The sequence below is a fragment of the Bradyrhizobium sp. Rc2d genome (assembly GCF_900099855.1).
Classification (GTDB): Bacteria; Pseudomonadota; Alphaproteobacteria; order Rhizobiales; family Xanthobacteraceae; genus Bradyrhizobium.
In genome coordinates this window covers 1-26,550 of sequence record NZ_FNCU01000022.1, presented here as the reverse complement: position 1 = coordinate 26,550, position 26,550 = coordinate 1, and the positions used below count along the sequence as shown (strand labels likewise).

General features: G+C 58.0%; 20 protein-coding genes. 7 read left to right on the top strand and 13 right to left on the bottom strand.

From position 1 onward, the window contains the following. Positions 1–173 precede the first annotated feature (173 nt). Positions 174–2,006, bottom strand: a complete 1,833-nt coding sequence (locus BLV07_RS25280; RefSeq protein WP_210187821.1) for a DNA recombination protein RmuC — start codon at positions 2,004–2,006, stop codon at positions 174–176. Positions 2,007–2,727: 721 nt separating this feature from the next. Here BLV07_RS25280 and BLV07_RS25275 point away from each other — a divergent pair. After that, positions 2,728–8,139, top strand: a complete 5,412-nt coding sequence (locus BLV07_RS25275; RefSeq protein ID WP_091891100.1) for a PDDEXK-like endonuclease domain-containing protein — start codon at positions 2,728–2,730, stop codon at positions 8,137–8,139. A 526-nt stretch (positions 8,140–8,665) separates the two neighbouring features. Here the strand turns inward: BLV07_RS25275 and BLV07_RS25270 are convergent. The 4 genes from BLV07_RS25270 to BLV07_RS25240 all read right to left on the bottom strand — a co-directional run bounded on the left by BLV07_RS25270 (position 8,666) and on the right by BLV07_RS25240 (position 11,650). Continuing rightward, a complete protein-coding gene (locus tag BLV07_RS25270) occupies positions 8,666–8,908 on the bottom strand; it encodes a hypothetical protein (protein WP_091891097.1) in 243 nt (80 codons plus the stop codon). Between the two features lie 1,156 nt (positions 8,909–10,064). After that, positions 10,065–10,292 (bottom strand): hypothetical protein, encoded by a 228-nt coding sequence (locus BLV07_RS25255; protein WP_091891373.1) that lies wholly within the window; start codon positions 10,290–10,292, stop codon positions 10,065–10,067. Positions 10,293–10,602: 310 nt separating this feature from the next. After that, positions 10,603–10,842: a hypothetical protein gene (locus BLV07_RS25245; RefSeq protein ID WP_091891088.1), complete on the bottom strand. Its 240-nt coding sequence runs from the start codon at positions 10,840–10,842 to the stop codon at positions 10,603–10,605. A gap of 598 nt (positions 10,843–11,440) precedes the next feature. Next, complete coding sequence (locus BLV07_RS25240) at positions 11,441–11,650, bottom strand: cold-shock protein (RefSeq protein WP_091891086.1); 210 nt, start codon at positions 11,648–11,650, stop codon at positions 11,441–11,443. Positions 11,651–12,432: 782 nt separating this feature from the next. On the opposite strand from BLV07_RS25240, the gene BLV07_RS25235 reads away from it, so the two are divergent. Next, a complete protein-coding gene (locus BLV07_RS25235; protein WP_091891083.1) occupies positions 12,433–12,606 on the top strand; it encodes a DUF3606 domain-containing protein in 174 nt (57 codons plus the stop codon). A gap of 170 nt (positions 12,607–12,776) precedes the next feature. Here BLV07_RS25235 and BLV07_RS25230 read toward each other — a convergent pair whose 3' ends face one another. Further along, positions 12,777–13,772 carry a zinc-binding metallopeptidase family protein gene (locus tag BLV07_RS25230; RefSeq protein ID WP_091891080.1) on the bottom strand — a complete coding sequence of 332 codons (996 nt, stop codon included), beginning with the start codon at positions 13,770–13,772 and terminating at the stop codon, positions 12,777–12,779. Then, the gene (locus tag BLV07_RS47730) at positions 13,769–13,972 is read right to left on the bottom strand and encodes a hypothetical protein (RefSeq protein WP_210187820.1); all 204 of its coding nucleotides are present in this window, start codon (positions 13,970–13,972) and stop codon (positions 13,769–13,771) included. The genes BLV07_RS25230 and BLV07_RS47730 overlap by 4 nt, the downstream gene beginning before the upstream one ends. A gap of 182 nt (positions 13,973–14,154) precedes the next feature. Here BLV07_RS47730 and BLV07_RS25225 point away from each other — a divergent pair, with 182 nt between their 5' ends. Next, a complete protein-coding gene (locus BLV07_RS25225; protein WP_091891077.1) occupies positions 14,155–14,964 on the top strand; it encodes a transglutaminase-like domain-containing protein in 810 nt (269 codons plus the stop codon). Positions 14,965–15,056: 92 nt separating this feature from the next. Here BLV07_RS25225 and BLV07_RS25220 read toward each other — a convergent pair whose 3' ends face one another. The 3 genes from BLV07_RS25220 to BLV07_RS25210 form a co-directional block, all read right to left on the bottom strand. Continuing rightward, on the bottom strand, positions 15,057–15,293 hold the full coding sequence (locus tag BLV07_RS25220) for a DUF6894 family protein (RefSeq protein ID WP_091891074.1): 237 nt from the start codon (positions 15,291–15,293) through the stop codon (positions 15,057–15,059). A 191-nt stretch (positions 15,294–15,484) separates the two neighbouring features. Beyond that, the gene (locus BLV07_RS25215; RefSeq protein WP_091891071.1) at positions 15,485–15,781 is read right to left on the bottom strand and encodes a hypothetical protein; all 297 of its coding nucleotides are present in this window, start codon (positions 15,779–15,781) and stop codon (positions 15,485–15,487) included. After that, positions 15,774–16,040, bottom strand: a complete 267-nt coding sequence (locus tag BLV07_RS25210) for a hypothetical protein (protein WP_091891068.1) — start codon at positions 16,038–16,040, stop codon at positions 15,774–15,776. Before BLV07_RS25210 ends, BLV07_RS25215 begins: the two co-directional genes overlap by 8 nt. A gap of 367 nt (positions 16,041–16,407) precedes the next feature. Here BLV07_RS25210 and BLV07_RS25205 point away from each other — a divergent pair, with 367 nt between their 5' ends. The 3 genes from BLV07_RS25205 to BLV07_RS25180 all read left to right on the top strand — a co-directional run bounded on the left by BLV07_RS25205 (position 16,408) and on the right by BLV07_RS25180 (position 19,414). Continuing rightward, the gene (locus BLV07_RS25205) at positions 16,408–16,731 is read left to right on the top strand and encodes a hypothetical protein (RefSeq protein WP_091891065.1); all 324 of its coding nucleotides are present in this window, start codon (positions 16,408–16,410) and stop codon (positions 16,729–16,731) included. A gap of 1,410 nt (positions 16,732–18,141) precedes the next feature. Further along, positions 18,142–18,387 carry a hypothetical protein gene (locus tag BLV07_RS25185; RefSeq protein WP_091891056.1) on the top strand — a complete coding sequence of 82 codons (246 nt, stop codon included), beginning with the start codon at positions 18,142–18,144 and terminating at the stop codon, positions 18,385–18,387. Between the two features lie 262 nt (positions 18,388–18,649). Then, complete coding sequence (locus BLV07_RS25180) at positions 18,650–19,414, top strand: Crp/Fnr family transcriptional regulator (protein ID WP_091891053.1); 765 nt, start codon at positions 18,650–18,652, stop codon at positions 19,412–19,414. Positions 19,415–20,255: 841 nt separating this feature from the next. On the opposite strand, the gene BLV07_RS25170 is transcribed toward BLV07_RS25180, so the two are convergent. The 3 genes from BLV07_RS25170 to BLV07_RS25160 all read right to left on the bottom strand — a co-directional run bounded on the left by BLV07_RS25170 (position 20,256) and on the right by BLV07_RS25160 (position 25,717). Further along, the gene (locus BLV07_RS25170) at positions 20,256–23,069 is read right to left on the bottom strand and encodes a hsp70 family protein (protein WP_091891047.1); all 2,814 of its coding nucleotides are present in this window, start codon (positions 23,067–23,069) and stop codon (positions 20,256–20,258) included. A gap of 26 nt (positions 23,070–23,095) precedes the next feature. Then, complete coding sequence (locus BLV07_RS25165) at positions 23,096–24,931, bottom strand: Hsp70 family protein (RefSeq protein WP_091891044.1); 1,836 nt, start codon at positions 24,929–24,931, stop codon at positions 23,096–23,098. 117 nt (positions 24,932–25,048) lie between these two features. Next, the gene (locus BLV07_RS25160; protein ID WP_210187819.1) at positions 25,049–25,717 is read right to left on the bottom strand and encodes a DUF2760 domain-containing protein; all 669 of its coding nucleotides are present in this window, start codon (positions 25,715–25,717) and stop codon (positions 25,049–25,051) included. A gap of 346 nt (positions 25,718–26,063) precedes the next feature. Between BLV07_RS25160 and BLV07_RS25155 the strand changes: the two genes are divergently transcribed. Further along, positions 26,064–26,550 (top strand): IS110 family RNA-guided transposase (locus tag BLV07_RS25155; protein ID WP_143035467.1); only part of this gene is annotated, 487 nt, incomplete at its 3' end.

The following is a 26,550-nucleotide window of genomic DNA, read 5'->3' as shown; positions in this document are numbered from 1 at the left end:
CTAGGAATCGAAATCGTGGCTATGCAGTCTGCCTGCAGTAGGCGTCTTTTCCCGATTTGCTTTCAGCGAATGACCAGAGCAGCCGATCCGATCGAGCATCTCATTCGTCTCGGCAAGGTTTAAGGTCGTGACGGTTGGGCCCGGCGCAAATGCTCGGACCCGGTCAGAAAAAGTCAGGACAGGCTTGGCAACGCCACCGATTGACTGGCCAAAAGGTCATCTTCATCGGAATCATGATCGTCGACCAGATCGCCTTCGCTTAGCTCATTTAGTTGCAACAGCTGCTCGACCTGAGAATCTGCGGCTTCTTCGACGCCGCGTAGCCGTCTATCTATCGCTCTCTTGCGGCGCGCTACAAGCTCGATCTGATTCGACGCTTCGGTCAGTTTCTTTTGTACCTTATCGAGGACAGTTCCGTATTTTGAGAACTCTGTTTTAACAGCGCTTAGCAACTCCCACACTTCGCTAGAGCGCTTCTGGATTGCTAATGTTCGAAATCCCATCCTGAGACTGTTCAGGGTTGCAAGGAGAACCGTTGGTCCCGCAACGACGATTCTGCAGCTTCGTTGAAGCTCGTCGACCAAACCGTGCCGTCTAATTACCTCTGCGTACAATCCTTCAGTCGGAAGGTAGAGTATCGCGAAGTCGGTTGTGTGGGGCGGGCAGATGTACTTCTTGCCGACTGAGGCGCCTTCAAGCCTTATGCGCTGCTCGATGCCCTTTAGAGCGTTCTCGATGCCGACCGAATCACCTCGTTCCGAAGCCTCGACAAGTCGTTCATAATCTTCGGAAGGAAATTTTGCGTCTATCGGAAGCCACACTGGCCCATCAGAGCCAGCTCCTGGGAGCTTGATCGCAAAGTCGACCCGCTCGCCGCTTCCCGGTCTAACCTCGACGCCACGCTCAAATTGCTCCGGAGCCATGATCTGCTCTAGCAGATTACCGAGCGAGACTTCAGCCCAGGTCCCCCTGTTCTTTACGTTCGTAAGAACTCGTTTCAGATCGCCAACGCCTGTCGCGAGTGTTTGCATTTCGCCGACGCTCTTGAAGACCTGCTCCAGTTGGTCGCTGACGATCTTAAAGCTGGTGCTGAGCCGCTGCTCAAGAGAATTCTGTAGCTTCTCGTCGACCGTTAGGCGCATCTCTTCGAGCTTGGCGGAGTTTTCTTCTCTAAGGCTCGTCAGCTTCGCTTCGACGACCTGTCGTAGTGTTTCACTCTGCTCGGTGCTTCGGCGCGTTAGATTGTGGATCTCATTGGCAATTCCCTCCAGTCGCTCTCGTTGAGTTTCGGCTCCCGTCGCCAGATTTTTTCCCAAGACCTCGCCCAGCGTCTTGAGCTGAACGGTCACTTCGTCCCTCAGGGCTTTACCGCTCTCTTGACCTTCATTTCGCATTTCAAGTAGCCGGCGTTCATTAGCTTCGCCCAAGGACCGAACCTGCTGCACAACGTTATCGAGTTTTTCGGTCTGAGCGGTCCCCAGGTTGGAAAGCGAAGTGCTAAGAGTCTCAGCAAACGCGCCCATTTGCTTGGTTACTTCATAGCGCAGGGCTTTGCCGCTCTCTTGCCCTTCGGTCCGCATTTCGACCAACCGTCGCTCGTTAGCTTCAGCCAAGGAGCGAACTTGCTGCACGACCCCATCGAGCTTTTCTGTTTGAGCAGCCCCTAAGCCCGAAAGCGAATTGCCAATGGTATCTGCAAACGTGCTCACCTGCTTAGTCACTTCCTCCCGCAATGCCTGAGAGGTCTGACTAATGGTGGCCAGGCCGTTGCTGATGCCTCTTGTGGTCTCCTCTCGCAGCATTCGCCCACGTTGCTCTGCCTCCCCTCGGCTTCTGGACATCTCTGACGAGATGGTACCTCTGACTCGCTCATATGAATCCGAAGCCGCGTGAACAAGGGGGTCGAGTTGCGGCGAGATGTTCAGAGGGCGAAAGGCAGCCCACGAAGCCATGGCGGCTGCAATCGCGCTAAAAAAAAGTGCAAAGAGTATCGGATCAAAGTTCACAATGTGCCCCCCACGCCGCTAGCTGTGCTTCGGCGAATAAGTTTTCTCAGCTCCCATGGTTGGTATGCTGCACACGTATGCGTTGTGTCCAGAGGTTTTTGGTAACGTCAGACGAGAGAGTGGGTTGCCTCTCTCCGGCGCTCCGTGCGGGTGGCTCTGTGCGGGGGGCGCCAGTGCTACGGTGCGTCGGACTAGCGCATTAAAGGGCACCACTTAACCGTGCTGCAAGAAGCTATCTGTACTACTGGGTTTGCCTTGGAATTGGGGGTTGGTCGCGAAGCCGGTATTTGCAAGGGCAACGCCGCTACGGATTGTGGTTTAGAAGGCTAACTCTCGGGAAGAGGCGGCGCGTCTGAGAGTTTCCGTTGTGGCTGAGGGCCGATGTTTTTCATAACGTCTGATCAGCGATTCGCTATCGCGTACGGGAGCAAGCCCGCCCGTGCCGAGCGGCCCCGGCAAGCACCCGTGCTTTCACGGATCGACTTTCGTCGTGGATGCGCAAGAAATTTCTGGACACAACGCGCGGCTGGCACATAAAGATTGAACAACCAAGCATAACCCGCGGAACAAACTGCGGGATTTTGGGGGCTATCGTGAATTTCAGTCCGGGGCTTTTCACTTCATTGCTCGAGGCCGCTCGAACAGGCCGTCGTCCGCTCAGTGTCGCGCCGCAGGATCATCCTGCTAGCGGTGAGATGTCGGGCTATTAGAGGCTTGTTCCATGGGAAAATCGCCCAGCTCTGACGGGCTAGATGCGCTCGTCCGCACGAGAATCGAGAATCTTCGTCCAAAGCTGCTTGATCTGAGCCGCCGTAATCCACTCATTTCAACAAAACTAGGGCCGCGCTCGAATTCTCATTTGAGGGCTGTAGACGAGCTCCCTGACGTCCTGTTCTTCAAGCTGTGCAATGGGGATCAGCTACAGTTCGTACCTCTCCCGCCCATCGACGAGGATCCTCGTGACGAGCAGACCGCTACTTTCAGGGACGCGCTAATCAATGCGCGGCTAACAGACGACGCCTATGTCGCCGCCATGGAAGCCGTGGATCGAGACGGCGATGACTATCTCGATAAAACTCGCGCCGCGGAGCGCGACCTCAGAGATCGGCTGCGGCAGCAACTCGGAATGGCCCCGCGTGTACAAAAGTCTGAGGTGAACCTCAGTCAGCATGCCAAGAACAACGGAATACTCCCCTCTTACGATCTGCCGCCGATCGATGCCGAGCATGCCGACGGGCGGCATACTGACGATAAGATTCAGATGCTGTTGCTCCCGTCCGATCTGGAGCGCAAGCTGAACGCCATCATCTCTAAGAGCCGGACCTGGCTGCAGGAAACCGGTACGAATGTGCTTCAAGTCGCGTTCGGGTTCTTGGAATGGGCGGAAGTCGAGCGGAACGAAAGTTCGTTCGCGCCCCTCATCCTCTTACAGGTAGAAGTGAAGCGCACGCGGACGCCGCAGGGAGCCAAATTCTTCCTTGCTGGCACCGGAGATGAGCCCGAGCTGAATGCCGTACTCGCCGAGAAGCTGAGGCTCGATTTTTCCGTCGAAATGCCAAAGTTCGAGGGCGCCTCAGTCGAGACTTATCTGGCCGACGTGGGAAAAGTTCTCCCTAAAGGAAAAAAGTGGCGGGTTAGGCGCCAGGTGGCCATTGGTGTCTTTCCCTCTGCTCGAATGGCAATGTATCACGATCTCGATCCCAGTCAGTCGGACTTTCCACAAAGCGAGATAGTGCAGTCACTTCTTGCCGGCTCAGAATCCGCTGGTGCTTCTCCCTTTGCGGAAGAATATGGGATTGATGAGCCGGAAATCGAGGCCAAAGTACCGTGCCTAGTCATGGATGCTGACTCATCGCAGTTCAGCGTTCTGGTCGATATCGCCGATGGCAGAAATCTTGCCGTCGAGGGGCCGCCTGGCACGGGCAAGTCACAGACCATCGTGAATGTAATCGCAGCAGCTCTTGCAGAGAACAAGAAGATTCTATTTGTGGCAGAGAAGCTTGCAGCTCTGAATGTGGTCAAAGCTCGGCTCGAGGCAGTCGGCCTAGGTGAGTTCTTGTTGCCGCTTCAGGCTGAAAAGTCGACGCGCGAACAGGTGATCGAGTCGGTAAGAGCCCGACTCGATATGGAGAAGACGCCGGCCGTTCGGGATTATGATAGCAAGATCGAAGAATACCGTCGTATCCGGCAAGAGCTTGCAGAGTACATTGAACTTCTGACGACCGAGTTTGATCGATCAGGATTGACCGTACACGCTATTCTCGGAAAGAGCATTGCAACCAGCGATCGCTTGTCGGGAATTCCGAGCGAGACGCTCGAGCTCTGTAAGCTCCGGCCAGAGATGCAAACAGCGACTGGACTGACCAGGTTCGCTCAGCTCGGCCGGCAGATCGAAAAGGCTCATGCTGAAACCCTTAATGCAGGGCCGAGTTGGAAGGACACGCGGCTCATTCACCCGGAGCGGTTCACTGTCGAAGAAGCATGCGCGATCGCGAAACGAGCTTCGGGCGAAGCGCTGGAGCTCGCAGCAGCTCTTAAAGCGCTCGAGCCCTGGGCTCTTGAAAAGGAGGCTCGGCCTGACTTAGAGACTCTTCGTAAGTCGCTTTCCGCATGCCTGGAGCACTTGCGACAACATCCGACGGAGCTCGTTCGAAACGTACTTGCTGAAGGTCGAGCAAAGCTGCTCGCTTCATTTCTCCAACAATGCGCTGATCTAAGCGCATCGGCAGATCGAATAGCCTCTGAGCTTTCGGAGGTGCCAGACACGGCAGTATTGGAAAAGATCCGGCAGCTTGAGGAGATTTGTGAGCGCGAGTCGCTCGCTGAAATTGGCGAAGAGGCCCTGACCGAGGCGTTACAAGCTAGCGTGGAGTCGGCTAAGAGGGCGCGTGAGATCTCGACCAAATTGGCGCCGCTTGTGGCCGCTTACGAAGCTGCCAAGGACTGGGCCCTAGATGATATCGGCAGGGCGCACGCTCTATGTCGGGATGTTGGCCGTGAAGCACTCTCCATACGCAATGGCAAGCTTTCAGAATCTAATGCTCACTATCATTTGCGCAGGTTGTGCGAGGAGGGGCGGCAGCTAAAGGAGCAGCGGGCGAGATTGTCGGAGCGCATGTCGCTCTCCGTGGAAATTCCAACCGAGCGGCTCATTGCTTGCGCGACGAGCCTCCGAACTGCGGGCCCATTCGGATTTCTCTCGTCCAAGTATCGCGAGGCCAAACGAATATACATGGCGATTTCGCGCTCGCCTAAATATTCTAAGATAGATGCGTTCCAAAATCTCGACGAACTTGTTGCATTTCGGCGTAAGTCCGACGACTTCGTCAGACAATCCGAAGCTACAGGCCTATTTGGGCTTTACTATCGTGGCCTCGACACCGACTTTGAGCCGTTCGGTCGCGCAGCGCAGTTCTTCGAGGTGCTTTCTGCAGAGTTTGGCGGCCACGAGCAAACCTCGTTGCGCAAATTCTTGCGCGACGGCGCGTTGAATCAGTTGGAACTGTTACCGGCAATTCCAAAGACCGGGATTTCGATCAGCTTCGCTTCTCTGGACGAGCGGATTGCTGCCGCAGAACAAGAGGCAGCACGCCTTAGAAGGGTCATCGCTGAACTTGGGCCCATCGCCAAAGTCGTAACAAATCAGCGGATCGGGGTCGTCGAGATCCGGAATTTGAAGGAGCGATTGGAAGCGTTGCTTTCGGGGCGAGAAAGACTCGACGACCATCAGCCAATACGGGAACTCTTGCGTGAGAGATTTGATGGACACAGGACGCAACGAAAGCACTTGGAAGCGCTGAGCGCCTGGGCCAAATCGGTCGCGAATCACGCCGAGTGTCTTTCGAACATTCTTGATCGAGGGGAGCCCGCAGCGGCGTCGAATGCGATTGGTGTTGCACTATCTGCAGATGATCAACTCACGGCTACTCTAGCGAAGTTAGCCGACGTCGCGAAAATCGAAGTCCACGCACTTACGCGTGGCCGCAGTCTATCGGAACTGGCCTCTGTATTCGAGCAGGCGTCCTTGGACGGAAACGGCCTGTTCGCCTTTGCGGCCTTTGCAACCGCTCTTACAGATGCCGGTCCCGAAGGCTTAATGCCTCTTATTCAAGAAAAGCTAAGGCAAGGCTCATTGAACGGGCTTGGTCTTCAGGCCGAAGCGCTTGCGATGCGTCAATTGGCTAAAGCTGTATTTGTGCAGCTAGGCCGCAAGCTTGCCCGCTACCGAGGCGCAAAGCTGGAAGAGCTGAGAGTCGCTCTCGCCGAGAAGGATCGGGAGATTATTCGTCTGTCGCGCGCGCAGCTTCGCGCCAAAGTAAAAGCGACCGCTCGCCCGCCTATGGGAAATGGGGTGGGCAGAAAGTCCACATGGACAGATATGGCCCTGATCGAAAATGAGATCAGCAAGAAGAAAAGATTTATACCGGTCCGTGATTTGACGCAGCGCGCAGGTGAGGCGCTGATCGAGCTTAAGCCTTGCTGGATGATGTCACCGCTCGCGGTTGCCCAGTACGTGCCCAAAGGAAGCGTTCAATTTGACCTTTGCATCATCGACGAGGCATCTCAAATGCCTCCCGAATCTGCGATTGGGGCCCTGTTGCGTTGTTCCCAAGCGCTCGTGGTTGGAGATACCAACCAGCTTCCGCCGAGCAACTTTTTCAGGTCGGTGATAGAAGACGAAGAGGTAGACGAGGACGAAGCGGTTCTAAACGAGTCGGTCCTGGAAATGGCGAATGGCGCCTTCCGTCCAGCTCGTCGTTTGCGTTGGCATTATCGTTCTCGCCATTCGGGTCTCATCAAGTTCTCAAACAGGTTGGTCTATGATGATGCCCTGATCGTGTTCCCGTCTCCAACAGAGACGAACGCGCGCATGGGGGTCGAGTTTAGGGCTGTGAAAGGCCGCTATAAAGCCGGCACAAATCCCGTTGAAGCGAAGGTGATGATTGACGCTATTGTCGAGTTTATGCTGACGGACCCCGATAGGTCTCTCGGCATCGTTACTCTAAATCAGAAGCAGCGCGATCTCATCATTGAAGAGTTCGAGTATGCTATCGCGAACAACCGCTCGGTTCAGAAGTATCTTGACACTTGGAGTGACAGGAACGATGGCCTCGAAGAATTCTTCATCAAGAATCTTGAGAACGTACAGGGTGATGAGCGCGACGTTATATTTATTGGAACGGTTTACGGAGCGGAGGAGCCGGGTGCTCGCGTAATGCAGCGCTTCGGTCCAATCAATGGGCTTGCTGGAAAGCGGCGTTTGAATGTTCTATTCACCCGGGCCAAGCAAAAGATCGTTACCTTCTCGTCTATGACAGCTACCGATATCGAGGCGGAGGAGAACAGCAATCCTGGCGCGCACATGCTCAAGCGTTGGCTGGAGTATTCCGCAAGCGGTGTTCTCGACGCTGGAGATATCACTGAACGCGAGGCAGATTCGGACTTCGAGATCTTCGTCGCTGATCAGATTCGGGCGATGGGCTGCACGCCAGTAGCGCAGGTGGGGGTGGCTGGCTATTTCGTCGATATTGGCGTCCGCCATCCAGATTGGCCGCATGGATTCGTTCTTGGGGTAGAGTGTGATGGGGCAACCTATCATTCGGCCAAGTCCGCGCGTGACCGCGACCGGCTAAGGCAGGAAATTCTGGAGGGGCTTGGTTGGAAGCTTCACCGAATTTGGTCGACCGACTGGTTCAATAATCCTCGACAGGAAGCGGAAAAGCTCCGCGCGACAATAGCTAGTCAGCTTGCTGCCCTGAAGCTTCGGGAGAAGGAGTTTAGTACAAAAGCCGGCGAAGAGGAAGTTGGGCAGCCTGTTAGACAACCGGGCGGCGCAATCGTTGTGCCTAGTTTGAGGGAGGTGCCGAGCCCTAGCAGTGAACGTAGGATTGAGATCGGTGACACCGTGAGATTTCGTTATTTGACCGATGACAAGAAGGTCATCAACGTAACAATTAGCCAGGGACAGTCCGACACGTCTCAAGGGATTGTGCATCATCTCACGCCGGTCGCTTCTGCGCTGTTGGGTGCGGAGGAAGGTGATGAGATTGAGGTACTTGTTGGAAGTTATATTCGGCCAGCGGTAGTTGAGAGGGTTTCGAAGGGAAGTGCGCAGAGCGATGCTGCGAATTAGAGATGTCAATGCAGACGCAAACGTTTCCGCGGCGCGCTGGGTGGACGTATCAGCGGCTCCTTACCTGGACTGGGTCGCTGACTGACTTCTTCCATAAAATCTGATATCCGAATCTCTTCAGATGCTGGCGAACAGCCCTCCGGTGTGTCGCCCCGCTTCGATGTCGGCGCTGAGTTGGGGAGCGCTGGGCTTTCCACTTGTGAACCCATTGTGGATCTCGCCTGTGGCTAACCTCGCGGCGTTCCAGGTAGCCGGAAAAACTTGAGCAATGAGATCGGGTGGCGATCAGCGCTTGTCTGCCGTTTGAACGTTGGCCTTCTTCTCGAGTTCATCGATTCTGTCGAGTGCGTTGCTAAGGAGCTCGCCCAACACCAGCAGCGTTTGAGTAGAGCTGCTGCGACATACGGGTGTCGCAGCATGTATCACTCGCTTTATTTCCTCTCGCATTGCCATGGCCGTTCTCGCAGTGCCTTTCGTGATCGGAGCTAAGATAGACGCGACTTCGTCGGCTCTGCGCTAGTCGAAGTCACTTGCGGCGATCCTGCTCAATCCGGTTGGCGGCCACGAGTTTTCCCTCGATGTACTGCTTTAGATCACCGACCTCTTTCTCAAGGGCCTCTCGCGGGATGTTTTGGTTCTTGGCCCCCTCAACGAGGCGGGCAACCAATACGTCCACGCTTTGTGAAGCGCCTGGCGCCCCATATTGCTCCGCAGGGTGAACGCTGTTCTCGACCCAAAAATCAATGTACTCGCGTGTCGTCGTTAGCATGTGAAGTTTCTGCCAGTATCGAATTGAGCTTCGCGTGGAGAGTGACTAGTGGAGAGTAACTATATGCAGAGCTGGGGGCAACGGGGCGCCCGCACAGCGGCGCCAGGCTTAGCTATCGGACGTGTTCCAGTTGTGCCTGTATCTCCCGCTTCACCGGCTATCCTGGTTCCATCCTCAGCGGCCTCGTTCTATTTTCGCAGTGAGTGCTCGGTTTGCGGCGCGACCATGGAAATCGTGGAACACCGCTTGGGTGCCCACCTGTAGATTGATTGCTGGCCCCTTCCGCCTTCCGCGATCCTAGTTATTGCAACTCTTAGCAATTCCGCGGATTAGCCATCGATGGCAGAGTCGTTTGACAGTTCATTCACTATCGTGAGGTGACCTCGGACGACGCTCTTCAGCCAAGCAGATGTGGCTCGCCTTAGCCAAGCCTAATCCGGCGTGGACGCTAGTCCTTGCTGCCGTTTTCGAAGGCTGGACTGCGGAAGTCGTGCCAGCGGTCCTCACTGAAAAGCAGCAGAGGATGTTCGAGGAACTCGACCTCGAACCCGGCGATGTTTACAAGATCGCTCCAGAGTAAGGCATCCTCGGTGGGGCGGGGCGACTCTGCTATTACTCCAGGCCGAACATGGACAAACGGGGTTCCCTTTTCGGCCGCCTTCCTACATAGTTCGGCATGGCAAAAATAAAAGTGAGCTTCAAACCAGTTCGTAAATCCGAGGGCGACTGGGCTATCATCGCCGAGTGCCCGGGCGCAGAAGCGCGAGAGATTACGGGCTTCACGAGCAAAGTCGATATTGACGATTGGATGAATGGAGAGCGTCGAATCGCTTGGCTCCGATCACAGGGTTACGCGAAGTGACTCGATGACCCTTCAGGCGTGCGTCCGGCGCTTCTGGCGTGGCTGAAGGTCTGGACTCACTTGTACTATTCCAGCTCCCTCAACCAAAAGCGCCATTCTCGCGGGCGGCCGAGACTCTCTTGCGGCAAGCAGGGTGCTGAACGCTTGTGACTCGTCGACAATTCCTCGCGGCCCGTAGCCAAACGTGTCGGACCTACAAAGAAGTGTCAAACCCGCTTTCAAGTCGGCAGCAGCCTTGAAGTGGGCCATCAGTTATGGGGCGAGTTAGCCATGATCGATGAGTGCAAGGATATCCTACGCAAACGGCGGGACCTCGACCAGCGTTCCGATCAATCGCAACAATGCTTGCTGTTCGGGGCCCTTCCCGTCACGCAAGAACTCGCCCAGCTCGACGTGAGATAGCCGGCCACCAGAGGGCGCATTGGGCTGGTGGATGATGAAAGCGTAACCGTTTGTGGGCTCGCGTGCGATGAACCATGCGTCGCCATTTGGGCTCCGATAGAGCTCCCGCCGGTCTGACATGTTTCCTCCTTGCTGCCTCCGGACAGTGTAGGGGCCCGAACGGGCGCTCGCGATCACTGAAAATACGAAAGCTGATCTTCCGTAACAACGCGCTCGATATTCTTGGATTTGCACCTGATACGATACCTAACTCGTCCATCAGACTCGATGGGCATGTGCTGTACGATCGTGTAAATCATCTGCGGTTCAGTTGCGGCACGTCCTTGCGGGCCTTGAGCTTGGTGGCGAACGTCCTCATTCAGCTTGTAGGCATATGGCATTATTCTTCCTCATCGCTCACAACTCTATCTGAGTGTCCAGGGCGGAATCTCTAGTCCTCAAGAATGGATTTTGTAGCCTCGAATATCTGTTCCGCTGTGCCCTTGATCGTGCCCTTCGCCCAGGCTTGAAACACGGTGACGTAGGCGTTCTTGTAAGCCGCTTCGTCTGCAGAAAAGTAGACCTCGTCCGTGGCAGTATCCAAGACAAGCGCTCCCGTATCGATGCAAATTTCCTCGATTAGTGCCAGGCGTTCTTCTTGCTCGGCCAGATGACGTTTTACGATGCTCATTGAATCTCCTGCTTGGTACCAAGGATACCACGTTCCGCATGCACCCGCGCCTAGGGAACATGCCGGCGTGGTCGGCCAGAGCGTTGAACCATCTTACCGCGGTAGCCTGTCCGCGGTTACGTCAACGATAGCAACCGAGTTGCCGAATGACTCTGCCATGAACGCCAATTCCTGCTACAGGCTGCGGCGTTCGATTTGCGAGGTGAAGTCATCCTTCAGATGAGGAATGTCGAACGGGGCCGGCAATCAACCTGTAGATGGGCACCCAGGCGGTGTTCCACGATTCCATGGTAGCGCCGCAAACCGAGCACTCGAAGCTGGCGATCTGCCGACTAGGGGCCATCGCCTCGGTTCGGCTATAGACGGCGCCGCACCGACAAGATCGGTGATCAGAATCGAGCATACCGATTTATGCGCCTGAAAGACAAAACAAGCCACTGCGAAATCAATTCGCGCGATCGAAGCGAAGCCACGCCTGTTGAATCTCTTTGCCGGATTAAATCAAAAAACCCCGCTCCCGATGGCTCGGGCGCGGGGCAGGACCACAAGCTCTGCCAGTACATCCGTGGCTGGAGCGACAGGTCTGTCGTGCAACTAACTAAGCAGCACGAAGGTTTTCGGCGGCGGACTTGCCGGTACGACGGTCTGCCACGACGTCATAAGACAGAGTCTGACCTTCGCTCAGAGTCCCCATGCCGGCGCGTTCGACAGCGCTGATGTGAACGAAGACGTCGTTGCTCCCGTTTAACGGCTGGATAAAGCCGAACCCCTTTTGGGTGTTAAACCACTTCACTGTACCCGTATTCATCAGGTTTCCTTTCGTATACGCGCAGGACCCGGCGCGCGGAGCTGCGGCCAGGTTTCCAATTAGTCGATGTTGGAGAATGTCTGAAACGTGCGCGCCGCAGGATCTGAGGCGAAAGCGGAACAGTTGTTCGGCCAGTATCGATGGTTGAGACCATACACCAGCAGTTGAGAGAGTCAAGAATTACGAGAACCCGCCCGTTGCTTAACACGTGTCGGACGAGGGGCCGCTCCGGGTGGATGACTCAAACTTGGAACGGTCCAGGTCGCGCCACAGACCGGTATTTCAATCTCCCGACTGGAGAGTCGTTCCTGTCAGACGCGCAAACGGAAGCCCTTCGGCCCCTATTCTATGCGCCGGCCGAGGCGGGCGCGCTTAGCCTTGTTGGCGGCCTTGAGCTTGTCTCCTATGGGGCCGCAAACGTCCCGTCCTCGCGGGTTAGTTTGAGTCCAAGATGCCCTGCTCTTTCGCTGCGGCGACAAGGACGCTGGTAAGCTCGGCCTCGTCCTAAGAGGCTCCGGGAGTCCGGAACTGCTCTGCTGGGCAAACACTGTTTTCAACCCAAGTGTCGATGAACTCGCGCGCGCCTTGGTCAGCCTGCTGTCGGGCACAAGTTGAGGTTCACGTTGATATATTTCTGAAGCCAGGAACGCCGGTCTATGGGGAATGTTGCCTTAATGGCGGCGGAAGCTTCGCGAGGAGCACACAGCCACCACCGCGGCAGGAGCGGCGTAACGCCCGCCCTGATCGCGATTTTCCCTATCCCCCAATTGTAAGTGAATACTATGAACAGGTACAAGCCGACCTATTTCCGCAATTCGTTGGATTTGAGAGACAAAGTGCAGGTCAAGATTCTGCGGAAGCGGCTCAAGCTATCGGATGAGCAGTTTACCAGCATCGTTCGCAAGTCTGGCACGGCAATCGCGGCCATCACCAAGGAAGCCTCGACTTTGAAGTAGGGAATAGCCGGCCCCCGAGCATAAAAAATGAGCGCTTGCTTCGTAGATCAGCGAGGCCATTGATTTGGTTGTCGGCGCATTTCCGAGGCCGGGTCCTTGAGTCCACGAGCAAGCAAGACCGCTCCCCTGAGCGCGAGCAGATCCGATAGATATCGCCGACAATCGATAACCTACCCGGCTGCCGTTGATTCTTGCCGATTTCTAAAAGCCGAAATCGCCATATGGACCAGGTGTAGTTTGCCTTTAACTGGGGGCGAAATGGCGAACGGGTACGCGTCGGCAAGACCCAGTGAACGGTTGAGACGGTTGATCGTCAGTGCGAGCGGGCTCCACAACTCCAAAAGTGCACCAAAATCGCTTTCGAGATAGGGATCGTTTAGCGTGTGGTGAGCGCGCGCGTCCAAGGACAGCGGAAGTCCTGCCAAGGAATCCAGGGTCGAAACGATATGTAAGAAGTGGGCGAAGGTTTCTGCCCAGTCTTCCCAGGGATGAGATGTCGCATACATGCTGATGTGACTTGTCGGGTCGTCAGACCGATCTTGACGGGCGTAATAGGCGGCAAGCGCGGCCTGATAATTCTCGGTCTCGTCGCCGAACACCAGCCGAAACGGCGATTGGAATCCTCCTTCGTGTATCAGGGCATTCCAGTAGAAGTGCCCTATTTCGTGTCGAAAATGACCAAGAAGGGTGCGATAGGGTTCGCGAAAGGAAACGCGCCTGATCTCGCGTTGCACATCGTCGGCCTCCGCAAGGTTGACGGTTATCAGGCCGGATTCGTGCCCAGTCAGGACCGGCCCGTGCTCGTCGGACAGAATCTCGAATGCCAGCTGAAATCCACCCGCGGACGCGATGGGCAAGCGGAGCCGTCGCAGGTCGTAGACCAATCTGCGCTTGGCTTCCTCCACGCGCGCCCAAAGCGACACGTTATGGGAATTTTGCGTGGTAGGAATGACATGGGTCAGGGAGCAGGACAGACAGTAGGGAGCTGTCGCAACAGCGCACCAGTTGCAACCGATGATAATCCGGTTGGCGCATTCCAGGGCGGCTTCCACGCCAACCATTGCCATGTTCTCAGGATCAAACATTAAGGGCTGCTTACACCCATTGCATTCGGAGGCCTCGAAAGCGGATAGCTGCCCACAATGAGGACATTTGAAATCTCTCATGATCGCGCACGGCCATTGAGGGCGCCGATCAACGCTCGTTGCTTCTTTAATGCGCGCTTCCTCAGGATGTCGGCGTCGGCTTCGCTCACAGTGCGACGGGCGCCCTGGTAGGACGCCTTCTCGGACACAGGCTGGGCCAGCCAGTCTTGCGCCGGCTGAACGGACATGGGTTTGAATCCGGATCGCATCTTCATCTTCAAAAACGCCTTCAGCTAGAGATGGGTTCCCGTTGGCGATTATTGCCAAACGCGGTCGAGCACGCGGCTGGCGATCGGGGCGGCGATGTCATACTGTTCGCGCTTGAGCGCTCGCGGTATTCATCGGTGACGATGCGCACACAGGTCGTTTTGCTGCGTTCTCAATCGTCTCTTGGAGCAGATCTATGAAACTCCGCGTTGGCTTCGAGATGATCTACGACTTTCCGCAACCGACACCTCTGATTGCAGTTGTCGGTACCCACTTCACGCGGGCATCCGACATCGTCGTGCCCGATCATCTTGTCAGCGAGCCTTCAGTACCGATTACGCCATATCGCGACGGATTCGGAAATTGGTGTAGCCGTCTTGTTGCGCCCGCCGGCCGCATGCGCCTCACAGCGGACGGCACAGTGCGAGACAGCGGTCTGCCCGACGTGATCGCATCATCTGCGCAGCAACATGCGGTGGAAGATCTTCCTCCGGACACAATCGTGTATTTGCTCGGCAGCCGGTATGTCGAGACGGACCGACTTACCGACGCGGCGTGGAAGTTGTTCGAGAAGACCGCGCCCGGTTGGGCCCGGGTCGAGGGCATCTGCGACTTCGTCCATAACCACATCGCTTTTGGCTACGAACACGCCCGCCCCACCAAGACTGCCTGGGAAGTGTTTAGCGAAGGCAAAGGCGTCTGCCGGGACTATGCGCATCTGGCTATTGCGTTCTGCCGCTGCGTGAACATTCCCGCGCGCTACTGCACGGGCTATCTCAGTGACATCGGCATGGCGCCTCCATATGCCGCCGGCGATTTTGCCGGATGGTTCGAAGCCTATCTCGGCGGGCGCGGGTACACATTCGATCCCCGCAACAACGTTCCCCGGATCGGTCGCGTGCTAATCGCACAGGGCCGCGATGCCGCCGACGTTCCAATCACCCAGACATTCGGACCCAACACGTTACTCAGCTTCAAGGTTTGGACCGACGAACTCGTCTGTTGAGCGCCGCAGCGGCGAGGTGCGCAATGCAACGGCCACCTCAACCGCGAAACAGAATCCCTCACGGTCCAAACGCCGCAACAAGGAGAGGTCTGTTACTTGGATTTATTGGCTTCGAAGATCAGTGCCGCCTGAAACAAGCGGCCCGCCTCCGTTCTGACCTCCACTGCAACGTCCGGGCGGCCGTCCTGACCCGCCCAATCGCATGCCAATCCTGCTAACGTGTGAGCCGCCTCCATCTCGGCCTCTCGCTGCGAGGAGAACTCTATTCCATCGTCATCAGGGTAGAGCTCCTGATCGTCTCTGATATCGACGAAATATCTGATCATCATGAGCGCCCCGTTTAGAGAATGTCGGCGCCAGCGCGAGAGGACCTGAACGCATATCCGAGTCTTCGCAGGTCAACGTCGTCCTTGGCTCTCAGCTACGTGATTGGGACCCGGCATGGCCGTCCCTGCAATCATCGTCTGTGGGCTTCCGCTTCCCAGTTGAGCCGAGAGAGTGCAAACGGCCGACGTTCGCCTCAGATCTCGTCCGACAGCCGAGCGAAATCGTCGAATAGCGCGGCCACCAGTGCGCGATGAAGCGTATCCTCGCCAGGCAGACTTGCAGCATAGAGGTTGAGCAGATGGCGGGCCTTCACAGCCGCCTCCGGCCAGGACGCGGCAGGGACCGTCATCATGCGGTTTTCGAGATCAGCCTCGCGCTCACGCACCTCGCGGAGATTGGCCTCGATGTCAGCCAAGGCGCGGCGCAGGTGGGTGGCCTTCTGCGCGGCCATGCCGCGGCGCTTGTCGACATCGACCGGCAGGTCAGTCATGGACGTTACTCGCGTCCGCAGCTTGTGCGTTCGCAAGATCGATCGAGCCGATAGACAACATCTCCATCGTTCCGCAGCCGGTTTCAGCGGGAACGGTGATCATTGTAGCAATACGGCGATAGGCGGAGAAGGTCAGTCCCTCGATCGTCTCCTCATCCGTGACGACTTCATAAGCGCCGGCTGGCAAAACGTGCTCGATGCCGCGGATGCGGAACGGATGTTTGAAGGTGACGGTTTCTCGCCGCGAGCGGATGGTCATGCAGCTGCCTTTCGCAAGTGAAGCCCCAACCGATGCCGGCGCTCGCGACCATGCGCCGCTCGCGCGGCAATAGCCAGCACTATTGTGACCCGCCCGCAAACGAAGATGTCACAGCGGAGCCGGCATCACCGCGGTACATAGCGCTCGCTATTGGTTCAGAATGGGCGTAGAGTCGCTTGATCACCGCACTTCTCAACGGCTCCCACCGGTGACTGAGGGTCACGTGTGCTCCCGCCGAAGGCTTCGCAGGAGCGTTCGATGTCCCGTGGTCGTATCTCCGAATGGATCGTGCCGCCGGTGATTATTCCCTTGTTTCTTCTACTTCTTGTGTGCGCGGCCGCCATCTTCAATGGCTAGGGCAACACGCGTGCCGTATCTGGTCAGTGGGACCAACGAATACGGCAGCTCGAACCTCGGCCGCGGCACGGCGAAGGTCGCATTGCGGCTTGCGCGAAAATTGCTGCGCGAAGGCTACATGGACGTCAGTCTGCACTCCCGTGGGCGAGTGTTGCAGCCCAACGAACTCGACGAACTCGAACCACCACAGGAGAGCGACATGGCGAAGGGCCAGCAACGCGGCAATCGCGAAGCCAAAAAGCCGAAGAAGGAAAAGGCGAAGGTGATCGCGGCGGCGCCGAGCCGGAAAGATGCCGCTTGGCAGCCGGATTTCGGTCCCGCAAAGAAGAAGTAGCAGGGACCTGACACCCAGCAAGTGGAATCGGAAGGGCTGGTGTGGCCCCCAGGTAGCCGCTTTCGAACATGGGCCCGGCAAAAGCCGATCGAGCAGACATCAAATAGAAGGGCGTTCAGCATGACAATGGCTCGAACAGGTATGTGTACGGCCGCGCTTTTCCTCGCATCAGTGTTCGGTGCAGCACCAGCGGCTTTCGCGGCGGAGCCGAACTGCCGTTCAATCGAAAGTACCAGCGCACGCCTCTCCTGTTACGACGCAGCCTTTCCTCCAAAAGCGAGGAAGCCCTCCGCAAGCAGTACCGACTCATCGTCTGTCGGAAAGGACCCCTTCCTCGCGGAAGAAGCCCGCACCGCAGCGAAGCTAAAAAATATTTGCCGCGGTTGCTGAGTTTCACGTTGTACTTCAAATAGCTCCAATTCAGAGAGCCAGCAAAATGACGAAGAGGATGCTAAACGTCGCGTCGGCCGCCAGCGGAAGCGTGCTCTCCACCTCGCTGGCACTGCGATAGATGAAAGAGCTGACGCCTCCGCGAGCTCCAAGGTGCAATCGACGAGAAAGCAGCGTCTGCTCGAAGGCCCCGCGGAATTTCGAGCGGACCGCGTTGATCGTTCTGACAAGAGGTCCAGAGGCGAGGAGTAATTGAGGCGACTGCGAAACCCTGGGCCAGTTTGCAGATCCTGTGCGAGGAAATAAAACAAAGCGCTGGCTATGTCGCAGATAAAGGCGCACGATCCCGCCGCCACCGAGCGGCCCGTAGCATCTATCGGTGGTGTGGACGCGAATAGCGCTCCCGCTCAACCCGACCGCGGAGCACCACATGTCGGCCCAACCTATCCTGAAACAATCATCAACCTTCGAGTACCGTCTCGCACAAGAGGCGATTAATTTGCGCCAACAGGCCAGCGGGATGCCCCCTGGCATCCGCCGCACGGAACTCTTGCGAAAGGCTAGGCAAATCGATGTCGCAGGGGAGGTTAACAAGTGGCTGACCTCGCCGGGTCTACAACCACCAATCTAGGCTTTTTCGGCAAAGCGGTGAACCTCGGCACGGCGCTGGACACTCATTCTCATCGGGATTTACTCTCACCCTCCCGGGGCTGGTAAGCCGCCGCCTGCGCTTTATTTAAGCGGGCGGCGTTTTTTGTGGTGTCGTAGTTTAGTCCTTCCAAAAAGCCAATTGAGACCTGTACGGCAGGCTACCTGCAAAGCCCCTGATAGGAACGACTCTCCGCTATCGAAATTTGGAAGTTGGTCTGTGGCGATACCGGCCTAAGGTCCCGCCATCCACCCGGGACGGCCCATTGTCTGACGCGCGTTTGGCGATGGGCCGGTTCTCGCAACGCCGCTAGTCGTAGCCGGCTCAGCCGCTTAGTTCGAGGAGTGGGCCGGTAGCGGGATCAATTTGCTATGGCAGAGTCATTCGGCAATTCGTTTACGCTCGTTGAAGTGACCTCGGACGACGGGGCTGTGCCAACGAAGCAGATGTGGCTCGCCTTCGCCAAGCCAAGTCAGGCGCTGACGCTAGTTCTTGCGGCCGTTCCCGAAGGCTGGACGGCGGACATCGTACCGGCGGCTCTCAATGAAAAGCAGCAAAGGCTAATTGACGAACTCAACCTAAGACCCGGTGAGATATACAAGCTCGCCCCAGAGTGAGCCGCCTTCCAGGCGGCCGCTCTAAGCTGCCTTCTGGCGGGATGGCTGCACCGCGGGGGTGTCGCATGCGGTCCAGAGCTTTATTGTGTAGGAACGTACTACCCTTTCGTGTATTACAAAGACACGTGCCTTGGGTGGTTGAGTGCCACCCACCTTCCTGAACATCGGTTCTGCGTCAGCAATCTGGCGTTTCGCCGCACTATGCGGCCTTTCAGCGACTTAGGTTCGTCGCTCCGAGGTTTTTCAACCCGGCCTCAAGTCGATGGTCTTGGACTTCGCCATCGCACGGTCCACCATGCATCCCACCGAAATGCTGATCCGCAGATTGCGGGTCGACACCCATCTTTCCGACGATGACGCCAAAGCCGTTCATTCCCTCAAGGTGGAGACCAGAGTCGTTCCTGCGGACACCTATCTTGTCTCGGAAGGGGATCATCCCAGCCATTGCTGTCTGATCATCAAGGGCTTCGCATGCCGCTCCAAGGTCGCTAACAATGGAAAACGGCAGATCCTTTCCTTTCATGTTCCAGGCGACATCCCGGATCTTCAGAGCCTGTTTTTGAAAACGATGGATCATGACCTCGCAACAATGTCTCCAGCAACGGTGGGCTTCATCGCTCATTCGGCGCTGGAGCACCTGGTCCGAACCCACCCCTCGATCGCCTGCGCGCTGTGGCGGGAAACGCTGGTAGACGCTGCTATCTTTCGCGAATGGATCGTCAACATGGGGGTGCGACCGGCCGCCGCACGTATGGCGCACCTTCTTGCCGAGTTGCGGCAGCGGATGGCCGCAGTCGGACTGACGAACGGAGAAGAGTTCGAGTTTCCGGTGACGCAATCCGAGCTAGGGGAAGCGCTCGGATTAAGCACGGTGCACGTCAACAGAGTGTTGCAGGCGTTCCGTGCAGAGCGGGTTCTCGACTTGCAAAAGAACTTTGTGACGATCGAGGATTATGAGAAAGTTGTCCAAGCGTCGGGCGTTGACGAGAGCTATCTATACTTGACTAGGAACGTTCCTTCCTCCTGAGAGCCTCGGTTTGGAATGCGCTTCTATTTTTCTCAACCCGGGGACCCTCCTGATGAAGAGGGGGTCGAGTCTGACGCGGCTGTCAAAGAGGCCGCGCTGACTGCGCTTTTGCTCGCCCGTGACCAGCAGGATCTGACGGATCCACTCACTCTGACGGTCTCGTCCGACGATGGGACGATTGGCACCGTGACCGTGAAGGTTTCCATCGCCCGATCGCCTACACGGTGAGTCTGCTGTTGGCCCCATTTGCTGACGTCTTCTCTGGATGCTGACAGGTCCGCTAAGCGGATCAAAACAGACGTCGTCCTTTGCCCGAGTTCTTCCATAACAACGCATACGCGAACTGAGCGAGTGACCTGGAGCTGCTGACAATTGTCTGAGGTCGGGTCAGCTATCCGAGCAAGCGCTGACCTGTCTCGCCCCCACCGGATACGTCCGTGTCTGGCCGATTCTGTTGAAAGTCCTATGTGGCGCGCATGCCTATTTTCTAAAGGCTACCGGTGCGGTCGAAGCTGTTAGGTACAGGGGACCACGTCGATCTACGCTGGATCGCTGTGCGATCTTCCTAGCTTTGCCGTGAAGGCTTTTCTTTCCGGAGTTCGCCCCGAGCTGATTTCAGCGAGATTTTTGCGCTGGTACGATTTTCGACTGTTTCAACAGTATCGGCCCGAAGCCGAACCATCGCAACAAACACGGGATGTCCGATATGCGGCGCGTCAAACTACTAGAAACATTGACTCACGTTAAACCGCTGCGGCGGCGACAATGCTTGCGACTTCATCACGCTTCTCGGCGGCTGCGGCGGCGGCATGGCCGCTAGCGGCGCGGTCCTCGCGCATGTCTATTCGATCAGGATCAGACCGGGAGGGAGTGACTCGTCGTACAGACTGGCCCGGTCGGATCGTCCGATCGGAACGAACCCTTTGATTTTTGCGGTTTGCAGCGCAGGGACGCCGGATTTCTCCAGCTTGCTGGCAATCATGCCGCGCAAAGGCATGGGTAGGTCCAGGCTCCGATCGTCGACGACGCGCGCGGCCCGGAGGAACAGAGTCTGCAGGTCGAGCAACTCGGGCGTAGTCCAATCGAAGCCCTGGAAAGCCTGATACGAGTGCTCGACGAGATCGGGCGAGACAACAGTCTCTGGCCCTGCGTAGAGCGGAGTTCGGTTGAGCAGGAGCCCGAGTGCCGCAAGATAAGGAGCGCAGTGTCGCTTTGCCCGTGCAAGCGTCACCGCGGTATCGCAGAAGCAACGCACCAGTTCCGCCTTGGTGTCGTGGTGGATCAGTTCCAAGGATCCAGCCAAGCGCACGAGCTCGTCGGGCGCCTTGCCGCTGCGGATCTTGTCGATCTCTCCGGCCATAAGCCTGGTCTGGCGTTCGCGCGTGAGCCCGCCCGCCACCCGGCGCCAGAGGATGTATTCCTGGCTCTTGATGCGCCGACCGGGGAAGCACGGGCCATCATCGTGCACCCGCCACAGGGCATCGATACGAAGATCGTCCCGGACAACGCCGAAGCCCGGGCGCAGTAAGAAACCAGCCACGATGAGCCATGCCTCTTCGTGGTCGGCTGAACGTCGTCTGTCGTCCCGCCGCTCCTCGAGCGCTGGCCAAAGGGCGCGCAGCAGGGGCCCATTCCATTCACTTCTGGCAGACGCGAGGATGCGCTCCATACCCTTGAGGATTGTGGCAGCAGTAATCTTGTTCTTCTTGCTGTTATTGGCAGGCTGGGTGAACACGATCCCGATTTGCCTGCGTGCCGTTTCCAGCGCATCCGCTGAAGCGTTCGGTTCAATCGGAGCGTTTTCCTGCCGTGCCCGCCCCGCACCGGGCGCGCCCGCGACGCCGTCGACGTGCTCGCGCATGTTGAATTCCAGCGGCCAGGACTGCTGGACGGCGGGATCGGCGCTGACGCACGATATTTGGAGCAGCCCCAGTGCGTTCATCTGCGCCGTCAGACGGACGGGCAACATCCCGCCCGCTTCCGATCCCGATAGCTCAGCCGTCCTGACGATGGTCTGGAGCGGGGGCAACGGGTGAAATTCGCCTTCCGACCAGGAAACGATGTCTCCGGTCCGGCTGACGCTCTTCCGGGTTGAGGAATAAGCCTGGAAGCGCACCAGCTGATCGGTGCGGAGCTTAAGCCCAAGATCAGTGATCTCAAAAAGCTGCGACGGCGCTGCACCCTGAGGAAGAACGCATACGAGGGGCGGACGCACAGCCTGGCGATCCGTTGTCTGTATTCCCTCCACTTCGAGAAAGATCGCAGCGGCGGCCCCAGCGGCGATGCGAGCCGAACGGTGGTGGAGAAGGGCACCAAATAGCGCGGCTCCGCGCGCCACCGCCAGATCCGGCTCCTCGTTCTCCAGAACCGGCGGTACGAAGCCGTCCTGCCAGCCTCCGATTTGCTCGCGGAGTCTTTGGCGCAGGAGCGGTGGTCGAACGGATCCGCCGTTGAACAGGACGGCATCAATGCGCGGGCGATCGTTGAGGAATTCGGCAAGGTGTCGGGTTATCGCGCTGTCGGAAGGATAAGGAAGTCCCCATTCCCTCAGTGCCGCGTGCGTCCGGTACGGCCGCGCCGCCGCGTCGCAGAAGGGAAAAAATCCGTCCAGCAACAGGCTCTCGATTTCCGCGCGCATCACCGTCGCCGCCTGCGAGCCGCCGACCATCCCCGACCCGCGACCGGCCAGTGCTACAACGAACCGCTCATCCGGCGGCCCCGTAGCGGCAAGCGCGCGCTCTTTCAGATGACGGCAGGCGGCGACGAGCTGATCCCATTGCGGCCCGGAAAGCCGGTCGCCCGCCCCGGCAAGCCGCGGCTCCAGGAAGTGGGCGACGGCAAGGTCGATATTGTCGCCGCCGAGCAGCGTATGCTCGCTCACCGCGACACGCCTGATGTCAGGGTCCGGCGTTTGCTCGTTCAGGCGAACTTCAAAAATGCTGAAATCCGAGGTGCCGCCGCCGATATCGATGACCAACACGTGTCGCAGCCCGGCATCGCCGGTGTCTGGCCGCTGCCATAATTCGTGCGCTGGGTCGTGGCTTTCCAGCCAGCAATAGAACGCAGCCTGTGGCTCTTCGAGCAGTTGCACATCGCCAGGGAAGCCTGCTTCCTCGGCGGCGGTAATCGTCAGCCGCTGCGCCGCCGCATCGAAGGAAGCCGGGACGGTGACCGTGATGTCTTGATCATCGAACGCAAACCCGGCCTGGGCAAACCGGCTGTTCCAGATCCCCCGCAGATAGTTCAGAATCAGTGCCGAGGCGCGTACCGGTGAGATTTTCTGCTCACGTGCCAGAACGGTTGATCCCCATGGTAGAAAGGGTGCCGACCGGTCGGCGGCGTGATGGCAAAGCCACGACTTCGCGGAATGGACGACCCGTCCGGGCGCTTCGCTTGCCTTCATGCGTGCAAAAAGGCCAACGATCCATTGCCCGTCTCCGACCACCTCACCGCGCAAGTGTGCTGCGACCGCTTCCTCTGGCAGGTACAGGAAAGAAGGTAGCGTTGGCTTCTCGGTCAGACTCGCCACGCCCTCCCATTGCGGGACGAGAAGGACCTCTGGCGTCCCCTCGCCGACCAGTGGCGCGAATGCGAGTGCAGAGTTGGTGGTGCCGAGATCAATACCAATGGCGAAGCGGGCGCGGTCTTTCGTCAAGAACTACCTCCAGAGGCGGTCCGTCCCTATTCCGTGCGGACCTGGAACTCAACCTTCCATCGGCGATCGGAGTTCGTGTGCCTCATCCAAAGCTCAAGGATCCCAAGTTCGGTGACGACGGGGCTGACGAGGACCGGCAACACCGCCTGCCCCGCCGGGACGTCCTGTGCTGGGATCGCGACTTCGAGCAGGCCAGCGTCATCAAGCTCACGCTCGGCGTCGGGGAGTATCTGTCCCGGCGTATCGCCGCTTCGTACCGAGGAGGAGAAAAACCGAAACTCCGCCGTGCGACCGGTGACAAGGCCGAACTCGCGTCCCTCGATCAGCAGTTCCGTGCCTTCCTGCATCCCCTGCGGGACGACACACAATGCCTTCAACGGCGGCTTGTAGCCCGGAATGGCGGGCATCGACGTTTCCAGGCCGATGTAATAGGAGCGCGCCGCGCCAGCCTTGATGCGCATGCCCTTGCCAGTGGCGCGGAGACGACCGTAGATCGCGCCGCCGCGTGCGACGGCGAGGTCTGGTTCGAAACCCTCTAATTCGCGGACTGGCCGGCCGCCATTCCAGGACGCCAGCAGACCAAGCACTCGGTTACGGATTGGCGCTGCCTTGAAAACGCCCCCATTGAACAAGACCGCGGTCGGCATCAGCACCTGCGTGCCAGCCGATGCTCCCACCAGAGCGGCAAGCTTTTCGCTTGCCTTCACGTTCTGCAGGCTCTGAGCGAGAAACCGGGCGATATGCTTGCTGACGACCGGATCGGAAGCATACGGCAGACCGAATTCCTGCAGCCCTGCCCCACGGCTCTCGCGCGGCAGGTCGTCAAGGCTGGTTCTGGCGAAAAAACCGTCGACAACAATTTGCTCTAGCGTCTCCCGATCGAGAGCCGTTGAGACAGTCTTGGCAAGCAGGCTGGAGCCGCGCGAGGGGACCGCGATTGGCGCCTGCGCCAACCCGCCATCATCAAATAGGACGATCTTGGCTCTGGAGGCGGCGTGCACGAGCGCCAGGAATTGCCAGGAGTCCAGCCGTTTGCCCTCGGCCTCAAGCTTGGCGTTCAGCGCATATGCGAGCGCCAAATCCATATTGTCGCCACCTAGCAGAATGTGCTCGCCGACGCTGACACGCTCAAGTTCGAGCCGGCCTTCAACATCTGTGACCGCGATCAAGCTGAAATCGGCTGTCCCGCCACCGACATCGCAGACCAGCACGATATCGCCATCAGCAATCAGGTTTCGCCACTCTCTGCTCGTCTGCGCCATCCAAGCGTAGAATGCAGCCTGCGGCTCCTCCAGCAATGTGACGTCCTCAAGCCCCGCAGCCTTGGCAGCCTCGGCGGTGAGGCTTCTTGCGACCTCATCGAATGAGGCGGGAACGGTTACAACGATCTCGCCTTCCGAGAGGTCCCAATCCCGCCCCTGCGCCCGTTCGGTTTGCAGGAACGCTTCCCTAAGATGTTGGAGGTAAAGGCGTGAGCATTCGAATGGCGAGAGCCTCTCTTCCGCGATGTCGGATCGCCAGGGCAGGATCGGCTGCTTCGGATCGATATGTGGGTTGGACAGCCAGGATTTGGCGGAGGTCGCGACGCGGTCAGGCACGAGCGCCCCCCGCTCACGCGCGAACTGGCCAATGATCGTGCGCTCCCCGGCATCGTTCCAGGGCAGAGGAAACGAACTCTCCGGGAACTCCTCGGAGTGCGGAATATAAGCGGCGGATGGCAGTGTCGGCATCTCGCCGATCTGATTTGGTCCTAGGGTCTGCGCGATTTCGATAATCCTGGTCTCACCACTCTCGAGATCGGCGATCGCGATGGCGCTGTTGCTGGTGCCGAGGTCGATAGCAAGACTGAAACGAGCGCTCATGAGTGGCTTGACCTAGTTGTCGTGCTTTCAATTCGCGTTAAATAGCCGCGTTGATAGAAAGCACCGGTTGTACGTGATCCGACTCGGGCGTCCGGCAGCCGGCTGATGTGAGCCCGCTTATCTCAGTTCCACCTCCGCCGGAGCGATTGCTGGAAGTCGATCGGTCGAACTCCACAAAACGCGCGGTAGATTCACCGCATCCGTTTTCCAGCCGTGGTGGACAAGCACTCCCGAGAACGGCGCCGGGCCGCTGATCTTGCCCAGCAGCCGGTACTCATCCGGCGAATAGCCAGCGGCGACCTGCACCGTCGATCCCTCGCTCTCTGCGCGCACGGGGGAGATTCGGAAGTGCTCCAGCAGGGCGGTCTTGCATCCGGCATGGACCACGCGCGCGGCTGCCCCAACCTGTGCGTCATCATGCGCGTTGATGTCGTCCATCAGGAAGTCGACCAGCCGGCCCCTTGCCTGCAGCATCGCCAAAAAGCTAACGATCTCGGCGTCTGCCCGGTTTGTGCGAGTCGTAACAGGCATCGGTCGGGCCGCCTCAGCGCCAGCACTTCGGCTATCCCGTGACGGGCCGCGCCAGACCATGACCGCTATCAGCGCGACAAGGCTCAGCGCCACCGCCCCACCCGATAGATACATTTGGAATGCGCTCGCTGCCGACAGCAATTCCAGAGCGTTCACCACGACCAGGAGCAGGACCACTATAATGGCGATCGCTTTCATCGCATGCATGTTTAGCCGCAGCTCCCTTTTGACCCTCATCAGCGTTGATTGACGCATGTCCCTCAAGGCGTATGCGGCACGCCGCCTGGAACAGGTTAGGCCCGATCTCGCCGCGTCAGCAGAGCGGGCAAACCTAGCCCGCTGTAAAGCGCGGGCGCGGACCCGGTTAGGTTTCCACAACCATCGAGAGGTAAGCAAATCACACTTTGCTGCGGTGCACGAGTCGGGAATTGGCCCTGCGTTGACGTGCCTTCACCCTCCGCCGATGCCGATTTTGGTGGCAAAGCGAACACCGCCTTACCGAGCGTCGGGTAAGGGCCTTTTTATGATGGGGTGGACGCCCCGCCCGACGGCATCGATGTGCCAAAGTGGAGGTGTTGAGCACCACTTAAGGGAGGCGTCCGTGTCAGAAGTTATCACAATCGGTCTGGATATCGCCAAGCACGTTTTTCACGTTCACGGAGCGGATGGGCGGGGTCGAGCGATGTTCAGCAAGCGGATCAGCCGAGGAAAGCTGCTGGATTTCTTCGCGGCGCAGCCGAGTTGCACGGTAGCGCTGGAAGCATGTGGTGGAGCACATCACTGGGCTCGTCAGCTGACCCAGCTTGGCCATGAAGTTCGGCTGATCCCGCCCGCCTATGTAAAACCATTCGTGAAGCGGCAAAAGAACGATGCGATCGATGCCGAAGCGATATGCGAAGCGGCGCAGCGGCCGAGCATGCGGTTCGTGGCCGTGAAGAGCGAACAGCAACAGGCGGCGGGCCTGGTGTTTCGGACCCGTGATCTGTTAGTGCGGCAGCGAACCCAGCTCATCAACGCGATCCGGGGGCACCTCACTGAATATGGTTGGATTGCACCCAAGGGGCCGTCGCATGTGGCGACGCTTGCTG